Below are 13,066 nucleotides of genomic sequence, written 5' to 3'. Positions count from 1 at the left end.
TAAAAACTCATTTGTGTATTCTGAGAAACCCTGATATATATAGTATCAACAAGATCAGCCATCGAACTATAGGATATTGTTAGGATCGATAGGGTTTTGTTAGGGATATTTGATGGAGGGGTCAGTTATGGTACTGAGTAGAGGGATTTCGTTTATCCGTAGAAAAATGGGTGCAAGATTCAGCTTGTTTGCCAAAATGAACGGGTTGATCATCATTTTGTTCATTCCGATTATTATCATGTTTACATATTCGAACCAGATCGCATTAGATGTGATCAGCAAGGAGCTTCAGGTTTCAAACACGAAACAGCTATCCTTCTTATCTAGTCAAATCGATTCACGGATTAATCAAACGATGGACTTTATCATTACCTTCTCGAGAGACCCGAACGTTGAGAAGTTCAATGGCTTAAATATTTGGGATGATGGCTACGATCAGATGCAAACCAGATATGTTGTGCAGGAGAAGATGGCTTTGCAGTCTGGGGTTATGAACATTTGGCCGGTTAAATATACGGTATATTCGCAGCAAAACAAAGAGATTATTTCCAACTACAATAACCCTGCCTCCTATGACGAGGAGTATCTCAAAAGGAATATGACGGGAAAATGGACATACGGCGATGGCGAGATCGTACCTGAAGGCGAGCATAAATCGTTTCATTGGTTTTATACCGATACCTTCGGTCAACAGGGGACGCTTAGAGGAAGCAATCTAGTCGTAGAAGCCAGCTTCGGCCATGAGAATATTCAAAACATGCTGGATACGTATAAAGCGGGCGGGCAAGGCGATCCGTTATTTTACCATCAGGGTGAAGCTCCGATTTTAAATCGAAGCGCTTCCAAATCGTTGTCAGCCGAGCTCATTGCATATTTAGACAAGCATAGGCTAGAGGATACGATGCAGAAGGTCGTGAGGCTGGAGGGCGAAAATTATTTGGTCAGCGCCGTAAAATCGCCGCAACTCGATTGGTATCTTGTTGATATCGTTCCGCTGGATCAAATCATGGGGCCTATTTCGTTCAGCCGCAATTTATTTTATGTATCGATGGTACTGTTATTTGTCGTCGGCATTTCTGCATCCGTATTGCTGTACCGGAACGTCCAACGTCCGATCAGAAAGCTCATTCAAGGCTTGCAAAGCGTACAGCGCGGGGATTTCTCGGTGCAGATCAAGTCCAACGTCAACAACGAGTTTTCCTTCTTGTTTTATCGGTTTAACGACATGTCGAGGCAAATCCAAAGCTTAATTGAGAACGTGCTTAATGAAAAGCTGCGTGTCAGGGAAGCAACCTTAAAGCAGCTGCAGGCGCAAATAAATCCCCATTTCCTTTATAACTGCCTCGGATATATTATTAATATGGCGCAGATGAAGGACGAGGAAGCCGTTGTGTCGATGGCGTATAATTTGAGCTCCTATTACCGTTATACAACCCGAATGGAGCGGCAAACGTCTACTTTAAGCGAGGAAATCAAACTTATCGTCAACTATTTGGAAATCCAAAAGCTTCGTAACGGGAGAATCCATTACACGATCGATATCCCCGAGGAGATGCACAGCCAACAGGTTCCGCGACTGATGCTGCAGCCAATCGTGGAAAATGCCGTCATCCATGGCGTGGGGAAATCTTATTCATCAGGTGAAATTCGAATTACCGGCGAAAGGTTAGACGGCTACTGCAGAATTTATATCGATGACGATGGGCCCGGTATGGGTGCCGAGCCGCAGGAGGCGCTGAATCGTAAAATGCATGAGCCTTTGCAAGAGGAAATGGGCTGCGGTCTTTGGAATACCAATCAACGTATTATCCATCTATTTGGTGAAAATTCTTATGTATATTTCTCGAAATCACTTCTAGGCGGTTTTCGGACAGAGATCAAATGGGAGACGGCCTCTGGACAACAACTACAACATCCAACGATAAAAGGGGACATATGACATGCAGATGATCATAGTAGACGATGAAGCTCACTGGGTAGATAACTTATCCATGCACAAGCCATGGCATAAGCTTGGGATTGAACAGGTCCATAAAGCTTATTCTGGCCGCGAGGCGCTGCAAATTTTGGAGACGCATCCGATTGATATTGTCATTTCGGATATTATTATGCCGGAGATGACGGGCATTGAACTTATAGAGCGTATTCGCTTGCGTGATAAAAAAATAAAATGCATTATTTTATCGGGCCATTCCGATTTTGAATTTACGAAGGAAGCGCTCCGCAACCAAGCGGTGGACTATTTGCTTAAACCGCCTACCGATACTGAACTGTTTGGCGCAGTAAAAACAGCAATTGATCAGTTGACGGCGGAGTGGGAGAGCATCAGCTCCTTCGAGCGGACCGAGAACACGCTGCGGGAAAATTTGCCGCTGCTTCGCGGCCAGCTTCTTCTGGATGCGCTGCACGGTCAACGGATGTCCATTGAGGAATGGAACCGAAAGCTTGTGAGTTACGGCTTGCCTTTTAGCTGCGGCGACAGCGCCTTGCTGCTGGTTCGGATGGAAGAGGAATTTGAGCAATATAAAAACAATGGGCAGCAGCTGATGGAATATGCGATCGTCAACATGGCCGAGGAGATCATTGGGGAATTTGCCGAAGTATGGGGCGTTAAGGAGGAGCATGGTTATCTTGCTTTTCTTATTCAGCTCAAGGCAGGCCACTCCGAGGTAGGGAAAGAGACGATTTTGGAGAAGCTTGCCATCCAGCTTCAGTATAAGGTCAAGCAATTTCTGAAAGGATCGTTGTCGATTGTCATGACGGAGTGGTTCAAGCTTCCGGAGCAGCTTTCGGAGCGTTATCGGCAGGCGTCGGCTTATTTTATGCAAATCGTAGGGGACGAGCGCGAGTTTGTTATGCGTGTTGGCGAGCTGGAGCAAAATGATTCCCAAGGGGCTCTGGATGCGATCTATCAGCCGCCTACCTTGATTAATCTGCTGGAGGCTGGGCGCTGGGATGCAGCCGAAGAGAAGCTTTCCGCCGTATTTACTGAGCTCGACGAGCGCTGGTCCGAATCGTTGGAGCACTGCATGGAGGCTGGATTTTTAATCGCGTCATCCTTCACCCATCTTGCGCATCGGAACGGCCGTACGCTAACTAAACTGCTGGGGGAAGAGATTCAGCCCTTGCAAAGCGGCGAGGCTTTCAGTTCGATCAACAAGCTTCGCAAATGGTCGATCGGCGTGCTTGGCAAGCTGAAGGAGGGGACATCGAATGAAATTAAAGATTTCCGTTCCCTTTATGTGATGAAGACCCAGCAGTTTGTGGAGAAAAACTTGCATCTGGACGTATCTTTGCGTACGCTGGCTGATCACGTAAACCTTCATCCTACCCATTTGTCGAAAATTTATAAGATCGAAACGGGGGAAGGGATAAGCAATTACGTCGCCTCGCTCCGTATGGACCGTGCCTGCCATTTGCTTAGGGCGACCGAAAAAAAGGTATATGAAATAAGCATGGAGGTTGGTTATTTGGACCCGGCTTACTTTATCAAAGTGTTTAAACGCCAGTTCGGCGTAACGCCCCAAGATTATCGGGACGGAAATAACAGCCTAACAGATTCTTATGAAAACTAACATAATCCTATAGATCCCCTGCCCGGCTAATTGGTAGAGTTACACTTGTAGTGATCTTACATCGTAGGGGGAAATGAAAAATGAGTACATTCAGAAAACCATGGCTGTTGCTCGTGGTTATGGCACTTGTTGTGATCACCGCTTGCAGCGGAAATAATGCGGGGAACGGAAATGGGAAAAAGGAAGAAGCGGCAACGAATGAAGCGAGCACATCGCCAACCGCAGCCGCGTCGGGATTTGACCTTGGTAAATACGATCCGCCAATTGAAATTAGCACGGTATTAATGCCGAAGAAGTATATCAAGGACGAAACAAAGGAAAACAACGTTCATGACCGCTGGATGTTGGAGCAATTTGGCTTGAAATATAAAGACAACTGGTATCCGGCAGGCAGTGACCAATATAAACAAAAGCTGCAGCTGGCGATCGCATCCGGCGAGAAGCTGCCTGATTTTGTACCTGTACCAACGGACGCTGTCCTCACTAACCAACTGATCGATTCCGGTCAATTTATTGCGATTGATGAGCTGTTCGCGAAATACGCCAACAAAATTTGGAAGGACCATACGGAGCAAAACCCGGAACTATGGTATCCTTTCACGAGAGACGGCAAGAAATACAACCTTCCGATCCTAGAGTATACGGACAATGACGATACGGTGTTGTGGTTCCGTGAAGACTGGATGGAGAAGCTGAACCTGAAAGCGCCTACGACGATTGCAGAACTGGAAGTCGTTTTGGACAAATTCAAAAACGAGAACCCTGACGGGTTGGCTCCAAAAGACGTATATCCGCTTGCTGTTTCTTTGAAAAATAATACAAACACATGGATGGGCTCGCTGGATTGGTTATTCGGAGCATATGGCACGGTAGAGGAGCAATGGAACAAGGACGCAAACGGCAATCTTGAATATGGTTCCATTAATCCAGGCGCTAAAAACGCGCTTGCGAAGCTGCAAGAATGGATGAACAAAGGGTATATCCACCCTGACGCCGCTTTGTGGGATGAAGGCAAATCCGCTGAAATTTGGACAAAAGGCAACGCGGGCATTTTGCCTGGCGCGAACTGGGTACCGGACTGGCCAGCTCCAGACTTGTTGAAAAACGTACCGGGATCAAAATACAAAGCTTATCCGGTTCCTGCCGGCCCAGACGGCTTGATGGGCACCAAATGGCAAAACTCAGGTGTTAACAGCAGTATCATGATCAATAAGGACGCTAAACATCCGGAAGCGATTTTCCTTTATTACAACTTCCTGCTTGATAACCTAGCGAATCCGGCTGTCGGCAGCAAATTTGAATATGGCTTTGCCCAAGGCTATGACTGGGATATCGTGGACGGACAGCCTACGAGCAACAAAGACAAAATCAAAGATTTCTTTAATGATTTCCCTTACATTACGGGACCTGCCCGCATACCAACCCTTTATATGCAAACGCTAGTTAAGCTTGCGGAAGGCAATAAACCGGAAACACCTTACGAGAAGCAGCTTGCTGAGTTCCGTAAACCGGAAAACTGGTATGCAGCAAAAGTGGTTATGTCGCAAATCGACATCCGCAAACAAAACTATTTCACGGGTGCGGCAACGCCAACGATGATTTCGAAATGGAATCTATTGCGCCAGTCTGAAATGGAGACGTTCAACAAAATCATCTATGGCAAATTGCCAATCGATGCTTATGACGAGTTCGTTGCTAGCTGGAAGTCCAACGGCGGCGACCAAGTTACGAAGGAAGTTAATGATTGGTTCAAGTCCGTTACAAAATAATGGAATAGTCAAAACGAACCGCAAGGAACACGCCGGATTTGGCGTGTTTTTTTGCGCTTTATGGAATTATCCGTATATGATACTATGAATTTATTATTCCATTTATTAGAAAGCTGGTGCCTGATGTGACATCTCGCATTACGGATAAAAATACATCTGCGAAGCCGCGCACCGAGACCGCTTCTCCGGCTTCCTTACATGTTTCGGCATCTGCTGAAGCTAATCTGTCACAACCATCCGCCATGCAGCCGCATAACTTGCTGCAGCTGCAAAGCAAGATAGGGAACCGCGCAGTCACGCAGCTTCTTCGGTCTGGAGCGGGAAGCAAGCGGCCAGAGCCGATTCAGCGGGAAAGAAACCAAACGGGCCTGCCCGATCAATTAAAAACAGGCGTCGAGAGCCTCTCCGGGCTTGCGATGGACGATGTCAAAGTACACTATAATTCCTCCAAGCCGTCTGAAGTGAACGCACTGGCATACGCGCAGGGCACGGATATTCATATCGGTCCCGGGCAGGAGCGGCATTTGCCGCATGAGGCATGGCATGTAGCGCAGCAGAAGCAAGGCCGCGTCAAGCCGACGGTTCAGCTGAAGGATGCTTCCATAAACGACGATGCCGGCTTGGAGCATGAAGCTGATGTGATGGGGATGAAGGCAAACCAAGCTGCCGGAGGACCGGAGCAGCTTGAGCAATCTTCGGTCGCTTCCGCAGCGATCCAAATGAAAGCTGATGCGCCAATGCAGTTTATCGGCGGCGATGTTTTGAAGTTTATTCAAAAAGCATGGCGCGGACCGGAGGGAGAGGTTAGTGAATGGTACTCCCAAATCGCGATAATTTTGAAAAGTACGAGGTTCGAGGGCCGTGCGGAGGAAGTGTTTCAATATTACAAGGAGAACCCCGGCTTAGCGAGGCCGAGGCCGACGGATGAGGCATCGAGTAGCAGCAGTAGCAGCAGCAGCAGCAGCAGTAGCAGCAGCAGCAGCAGCAGCAGCAGTAGTGGTAGTGGAAGCAGTATGGAAAATGAGGAAAAGGAGTCCCGTTCAGACGACGTTTCGGTGCCGGAGAACCGTCCTACCTCAGGCGGAATGGTGGAAGGCGATGCCGCAACTATTGCGGATCTCAATGAGTGGGAAGAGGATACCGCGGAGTACGATTGCACCGATCGCGCTCATTCGCCAAAGGGCAAAGTATATTATGACAGCCGAACGAAAAGATATTATGGAGCGGATAATACGGGCCATGTCGGCTGGGGCTTTAAAATATGGGTGAAGAAGGATAAGACGACGCTGATTTACAAAGGCAATCTGATTTGGAGCGGAACGGAATGGGTAGAGAATGCTAGAGGGACGAAGTAATGCTTCGGCGGCCGGATGCTGTTATTGCGCTTAGTGCGGCAGTCTGGAACGATGGGCCCTGACCTGTCCTGAATACTGAACCATGCGATATGGTTTTGCAGCCGCTTGCCTTAATCGGGCAAGCGAAGGGCGCATACAGTCCTGTGAACTTATCCCCTTTATGTAGGACACTCAAAAATAACGTCATGTTATCATGGCGGTAGGAGTGACACGTGGAGGAGATATTTTACGGTTAAAAAGGCGATTGCAGGAATGCCCAAGATCCAGCCATTACAAATGGCGAACCACGCAACCGAAGCGAGACGCGAATGACTCACAGCTCGTGCTGGATACGATAGAGCAAATGACAACCAGTCAGTGAAGTTGTGCTTTCATCAGCGCAACTCAGAAGAAGACATTCATCAAGCCTTCGATGATTACATTTATTTCTATGAATACCAGCGGTTTTAAGCCAAACGAAACCAACGCGCACCGATTGAATGCCGGTACGCGCCGGCTTCTTAGCTTTTTCATTTTTCTGCTTGGCGGAGGTAAGACCATGCCAGCATAGATCAAGTTTTTTTGATTTGCGGATCAGAACGGCATTGGCTAATCAGAAGCTAAGCGCTACTCCATATGTAGATCTTTAAAAAAGGCTAGGACGGTTTCGTCTGGATGATGAGCCGTAACGGCCAAACCTAGCTCAAGCGAAGCGTTAAGCTCCAAATGCTGCGAGGCAAACAACTTCCATTGTTCCTCACCCGCACGGCCAAAGGCTTCAAAGTTGTTTCCCGTACGCTTCAGCCTAATCCATGTCTCGGGAAAAAACACGGGAAACTCCGGTGTTTCTGATGTGTAATCGGAAGGATAGACCGCTGCGCTGTCACCGTCTGGTTTTACGCGGAACTGAAGCTCATATCCGCCGTTGTTCTTATTTCTGGCGCTGTTATCGGGAAATACCATATGGTAAATATGAGGGCTGCCGGCATCCAAAGTCTCGCGTGCCATAATCCCAGCTTTCGTATATAAGTCCGCACTGCTCAGTGACTCCAAACGGACCGTAAAATCAAAATCGCCTGTATGGGTTGTATATGCAAAATGAAATTGGTCGGACGTTCCCCAAATATCTGTGCCGCCAGCCGTCACTAGATACCCATCTGGATACTTCTTCGTCGATCCCTGTCTAGCCGGGTTTCCTACGTCCGTTCCTATTAATGCAAAGTCTTGCATCATGTTATCCCCCTCAAGTAAACAGCATTGTTCTGAGTATAATCGATAGACGAAGGGAGGAAAAGTAGTTATCTTAAGGTGAGTTAGTAACCAAAAGGTTATCAGCTAGTTCCGGACGCATCGCTTTCTATTGAAGGACGGTTTCTTTTGGTTCCATTGATTACCTCGGTGCAATAAGACTAGTTTATAGATTTGTTTTTGCGATATTGGCTATTTTGGGTTCTAAAAAACTGGGAAAATTTGATACATAATCCTTCGGATTAAAGGCAAAATATAAATCATCGATCGGAAATGCCTCCTAGATTAAAGCTGAGGTTACAGATGCTCCCAGACAAGAGGCGGCTGGCGGCAGGAAATCGCAGTAACGGTGCACATCTAAATCCATGTATGGTATTATAATAGTAACGATTAAAACAAGCCAAAAGCAAAGCTGCCATAATGAAGGAGTTTTTATTTTGAATGATGCTATGATCATGTTGAAGAAAACAAGCCGTACTTTTTATATTCCCATTAATCGTTTAAAAGAAGGATTAAAAGAAGCAGTTGCAGCTGCCTATTTGTGCATGCGTGCGATTGACGAAATTGAGGACCATGAGACGCTTGAGGACGATGTGAAAGTAGAGCTATTGAATGGCATTCATGATGCATTCGAGTCCAAAGATGTCGTTAATGAATCCCAAAAGCTGTTGTCCCCCTATCGTGGCGTGCTGCCCGACGTGACGATGCGAATTCATGAATGGGCTCTATTATGTCCCCCCACTGTAACCGAGGTCGTATATCGCAACACTTCAAAAATGGCCAAGCAGATGGCTGAATGGGTTCATGTAAGCTGGAACATCCGGACGGAAGAGGATTTGGACGGTTATACGTATAGCGTAGCAGGCATGGTAGGGGAAATGTTATCTGAAATTTGGTTCTGGTACGACGGCACAAAATCAGACCAAGAGAAAGCGGTTGCCTTCGGCAGAGGTTTGCAGGCTGTTAATATTTTGCGCAATCGCAAAGAAGATTTGGAACGCGGCGTAGACTTTTTTCCGGATGGCTGGGGCACGAAGGAAATGATCAAGTACACGCGGCGCAACCTAAAGCTCGCTGATTCTTACATCGTAGATTTGAAGGGCGGACCCGCTTTGGATTTCTGTAAAATCCCGCTTACGCTAGCGCATGCGACCGTTAATCTTATTGCTGCAGGCGGCAACAAGCTCACAAGGGATGCCGTAATGAAGCTTGTAGGCAGCATCAATTAAGCAGTTGATCAAATAGATAAAAGCCAAGCCCATGATCGAAAACATGGGCTTGGCTTTTATTTGTGTTTGCTTGGTTTTCTTGCAATTAAACGGACCAGCTCGATCAGCAGTAACGGAAGCGATACCGAGGCTGGATAAGCGAGGTAGCGAGGCTCCCAATTCGGCGAAAATTTCTCCTTATACCGCCTAAGACCGACAAAACCATACCAGCTTCCCCCATATTGAAATAGGATGCGGGCGAGCTTCTCTTCCTTGATAGCGGATTGGCTTTGGCCGACGCTTGAGAGAGGAGCCATGCCTAGGTTAAAGCGGGCGTAGCCCTGCGCCTTGGCCCACTCCAATAAACAAATGAAGAGCTGATCCATCGTTCCATTAGGCGTAGCTTTCAAATACCGCATTAGATCGACGGATATCGAAGCGCCGTCATAGCCCGGTGCGATCGAAGCGAAAGCTACGACATCATTGTCGGGATTCCGGAGCAGCGCTACAGGCGCTTTTTGCAAATAGCTTTCCTCGAACCAGCCAAGCGAGTAGCCCTTTTCAGCTTTCCCACCCAGCCACTGGTTTGAAATAAAGGCTAGCCTCTCCATTAATGCATGATCATGCGGAGGCTGAGCAATCTCGAAATGGAAGCCTTCGCGTTCAAAACGGTTTTTAACCGTACGCAAGCTTGCATTTTGTTTGCCGACAAGCGTAAAGCTTTCCAAATGAACCAAAGCTTCCTCGCCAAGCTTGAAAAAACGGTAGCCGTTCTCATGATAGAATGGCAAATAATCGGGTGAAGCCTGGTAAAATACGACCTCTAACGCAAATTGGTCCGAGAATTGCTGGAACTGCTGAATAGCTCCGCTGATCAAGCTTTTAGGACCTAAGGGATCGCCTAGCACGACCAGCTTGTTTCTAATTTTGGCATAAGGAATTAATATGCGATCATCCATAGCCCAGAAGAAGCTTTTGTCCCCGGTAAAAAGCATATGCGTCAGGAGGTTTCCCTGCTCATGCTCTAAAAAGGCTTGCAGCTTTGCTTGCTCATCTGGAGTGGCGCCGTCAATCGATAACGGTTTTGGCCGAAATAGATAAAGCAGCGACAGAATGAGCCAAGCAATCAAGAGACCAAATACCGCGACGATCGTATGCTGAGTCGGCTCTAACAGCCAATCGGCGTGGGCTCTCTTCGGAAGATGCCTAAGGAATGCCGGATGAATATGGGAGCCGACGAGGTAATACCCGTAGACGATAAGAAGCGTAACCAATCCCCAGCCAGCCGCATTATATTTGCCAAGGGGCACTGCAATACGGTAAAAGCGGTGCCTTGAAACCCATAGCAGCAGCGCCACAATGAGCAGGAATATGGCCTCCTCGTAATCGAAGGCTTTGGCTAAGGTGAAAACGGAGCCTGCGCAAAGCAGCAAGAGCGTCCAATAATAAGCGCGTCTTACCCTTAACGAAATTCCGCGTGAGAGCACGATCAGAAGGATGCCGATAATAACGCTGAGCTGGTGGGATATTCGCATAATAGGGAGCGACAGCAGCTCTTCCGTGTATCGCAGACGGTACAGCATGCCGGGCGTTGCGGCGGATAACAGCAAAATGACCCCGCTTGCGAATACAAGCTTGCCCAGCGACCAAGCGCCAATTTCGCCAACAAATCCGAACTGGCCAGGCCAGCGCCAAACCTTCTGCCATAAATTCAAGGCACGGTCCATGATGCCGCCGTCAGATTGCTCATTGCGTTTAAGGTTGATCGGAAATTCGAAAGCAGCCATCATAAGGCCGATCAGCCATGGCACGATATAGTACAGAACCCTGAACAATACGAGTACGACAGCGCACTTGTCAGGAGGAAATCCGAGCAGCTGCAAACCAAGTATCGCCGTTAAATCAAAACCTCCGATGCCTCCGGGCGCCATGCTGATAATGCCGGCAATAGCGGCAACGGTATAGATGCCTAGTGCATTCGTAAAGGTGAGATCCGGAAGGAACATCGCCCCAATAAGCCAAAAAGTCATGCCGGCAAAAAACCACTCCAAGAAGGAAGCCCCGATTGAAGCGCTCATGATGCGCCAATTAAGCTGCCCTCGATTCCGATTAATCCATTTGGAGAACAGCGACGTACGCTGCAGCAAAATGAAAAGCGGCAAATAAAGGGCTGTTGCCCACACGGCGTAAATGAGCCAATGATGTTCTTCAGTCATAGCTTTGATCGGAAAAATGCCAATGATGCCAAGCCATGCCATTAGGGATAGTCCGGTAAACGTAATCGTGGAGAGGAAAGCAACCGAAGCCGCGATGCTTGTGATTGGAATATCACGGTTGCGGTATAGGATCGTTCGCAGTCCAGCTCCTGTTAAGCCTGCGAAACCAATGAGATTGTTGGAGGTGTTCGCAATCCAGCCATAACGAAACGTATCCCATTTACCCGTGGAAAAATGAAAATGCTTGCGTATTAAAAAATCATAAGCACTCATCACGGATACAGCTAGGAGAGAAAAACTCAGCATCAAAATAATCGTTCGCGGATGAACATGGTGAAGATGACGCAGCGTTATTCCCCAATCGATCGTACGGAACTCCTTCTGTCCTTCCCAGTAAACAAGCGCGATGATCGCGAACGGGAGCAGGATTCGGAGCAGCTTAGCACGATAAAGGATCGATAAAAGTTTAATGAGTTGCAGCTTTTGTGCGATTTCGCGAATCCAATTCATTGAATTTCCCCTTGCGTCTATGTATGAGAGTGGATGGTGATAGTCACCAGACGTGTTTATGTATCGCTAAATGCTTTAGAATTTATGTTCTAACTCCATTTGTTATTATATAACAAAAGGCTCATCTTCAACAATGAAGATGAACCTTTGGATGATTTGGCTTCTATTATCAGCGGCAACTGAATATGCGGCAATCCTGGTGCCTTTAAAGATTGCGGAGTACGGCCTTTTGATCGGAAGTCGTATTTATGATCATTTTATATAGAACATACCCTCCCGCTGCTATTGAGAGCAGGAAGCATGCACACACGAGAAGCGAAAGCGGCGACCAATCGATGATGCTGCGGCCAAGATACGTCTGCCAGCCAATTACGATTAAACCGAGCAAGAAAGTAATCCCCGTAAAATGAATCCATAAGCTGCGAGCCCTTGCCGTAAATGAAGTTCGCTCAGTGAGCCAAGCGACAACGGGTACGGCTTGAAGCGCGTGGAATCCAAGGCCGTGCAGCACAATAATATTTCCCTCGGCACCAACAACGCGGCCTTGATTGATGGAAATCCAGATGCCTGCAGCAAACGAGAACAGGGTTGCGATCATAGCGTAACGTATGCCGGTGACCAGCCCTGGTCTGAGCAAATAAGCTTTTCTGCGGAAAAAATGAATGGCAAGGAACAGATAAAACAAGATGAGCAACAATGCGACGAAGGTGAAAATGGAACCGACTGCAACGTCAAAGGACGAGCCGCCATTTACAAACCTCGGGTTGGCGCCGCGGAAATTTTGCACCGTTTCGGCAAAATAGGAATATAGCGCAAGCAGGATAAACGACCATCTGAAGAAAGCTCTGCTTCTTGATCCCATAGCGGAAAAAGGAACGATCGCCGCCGTCGACAGCAAAAAGATTCCAAGTGCTGCATTAAAGGAAAATGCATGTGATGCGTTCCCATTTGGTGCGACAGGCGCTCCGTAAAGCAATACCCATACGGCACAAATCCCTGCAAGCAGGAAGCCGAGCAGCCCGGTAAGGACGAGCCCTTTTTCCCCTTCAAAAAAGGCAACTGATGGCTTCGGCTTTTCAATGGTCCTCCTCTTTCTCTCCATAGACATGGTATCTTCTCCTTATTTTCCATATTCGGCTTGATGTAATCATTGTATGGGGAGAGTAAGATGGGAAAAACATCCTCCAGTCTACCTCTTGGTTTAGA

At 47.5% G+C, this 13,066-nt stretch carries 8 protein-coding genes; 5 read left to right on the top strand and 3 right to left on the bottom strand.

Annotated elements, in window-relative coordinates; translation table 11 throughout:
- Positions 1-127: 127 nt before the first annotated feature.
- The 4 genes from A7975_RS12995 to A7975_RS34140 all read left to right on the top strand — a co-directional run bounded on the left by A7975_RS12995 (position 128) and on the right by A7975_RS34140 (position 6,699).
- Positions 128-1,939, top strand: a complete 1,812-nt coding sequence (locus A7975_RS12995) for a sensor histidine kinase (RefSeq protein WP_053377123.1) — start codon at positions 128-130, stop codon at positions 1,937-1,939.
- 1 nt (position 1,940) lies between these two features.
- Positions 1,941-3,575: a response regulator gene (locus A7975_RS12990; RefSeq protein ID WP_065385370.1), complete on the top strand. Its 1,635-nt coding sequence runs from the start codon at positions 1,941-1,943 to the stop codon at positions 3,573-3,575.
- Between the two features lie 80 nt (positions 3,576-3,655).
- Positions 3,656-5,344, top strand: coding sequence for a type 2 periplasmic-binding domain-containing protein (locus tag A7975_RS12985; protein WP_053377121.1), 1,689 nt, complete (start codon positions 3,656-3,658; stop codon positions 5,342-5,344).
- 125 nt (positions 5,345-5,469) lie between these two features.
- The gene (locus A7975_RS34140; RefSeq protein WP_218061014.1) at positions 5,470-6,699 is read left to right on the top strand and encodes an eCIS core domain-containing protein; all 1,230 of its coding nucleotides are present in this window, start codon (positions 5,470-5,472) and stop codon (positions 6,697-6,699) included.
- 606 nt (positions 6,700-7,305) lie between these two features.
- On the opposite strand, the gene A7975_RS12975 is transcribed toward A7975_RS34140, so the two are convergent.
- Entirely contained in the window at positions 7,306-7,911 is a 606-nt protein-coding gene (locus A7975_RS12975) for a DUF1349 domain-containing protein (protein ID WP_141680288.1), read from the bottom strand.
- A 464-nt stretch (positions 7,912-8,375) separates the two neighbouring features.
- Here A7975_RS12975 and A7975_RS12970 point away from each other — a divergent pair, with 464 nt between their 5' ends.
- Entirely contained in the window at positions 8,376-9,155 is a 780-nt protein-coding gene (locus A7975_RS12970; protein WP_053377907.1) for a squalene/phytoene synthase family protein, read from the top strand.
- A gap of 56 nt (positions 9,156-9,211) precedes the next feature.
- Here A7975_RS12970 and mprF read toward each other — a convergent pair whose 3' ends face one another.
- Both mprF and A7975_RS12960 read right to left on the bottom strand, forming a co-directional pair.
- On the bottom strand, positions 9,212-11,860 hold the full coding sequence (mprF, locus tag A7975_RS12965; protein WP_065385368.1) for a bifunctional lysylphosphatidylglycerol flippase/synthetase MprF: 2,649 nt from the start codon (positions 11,858-11,860) through the stop codon (positions 9,212-9,214).
- A gap of 205 nt (positions 11,861-12,065) precedes the next feature.
- Positions 12,066-12,968, bottom strand: coding sequence for a hypothetical protein (locus tag A7975_RS12960; RefSeq protein WP_065385367.1), 903 nt, complete (start codon positions 12,966-12,968; stop codon positions 12,066-12,068).
- Positions 12,969-13,066: the final 98 nt, after the last annotated feature.

The sequence above is a fragment of the Bacillus sp. FJAT-26390 genome (assembly GCF_001682865.1).
Lineage (GTDB): Bacteria > Bacillota > Bacilli > Paenibacillales > Paenibacillaceae > Pristimantibacillus.
Note: the sequence above shows the minus strand (reverse complement) of the source record. Positions and strands in the feature narration are given on the sequence as shown.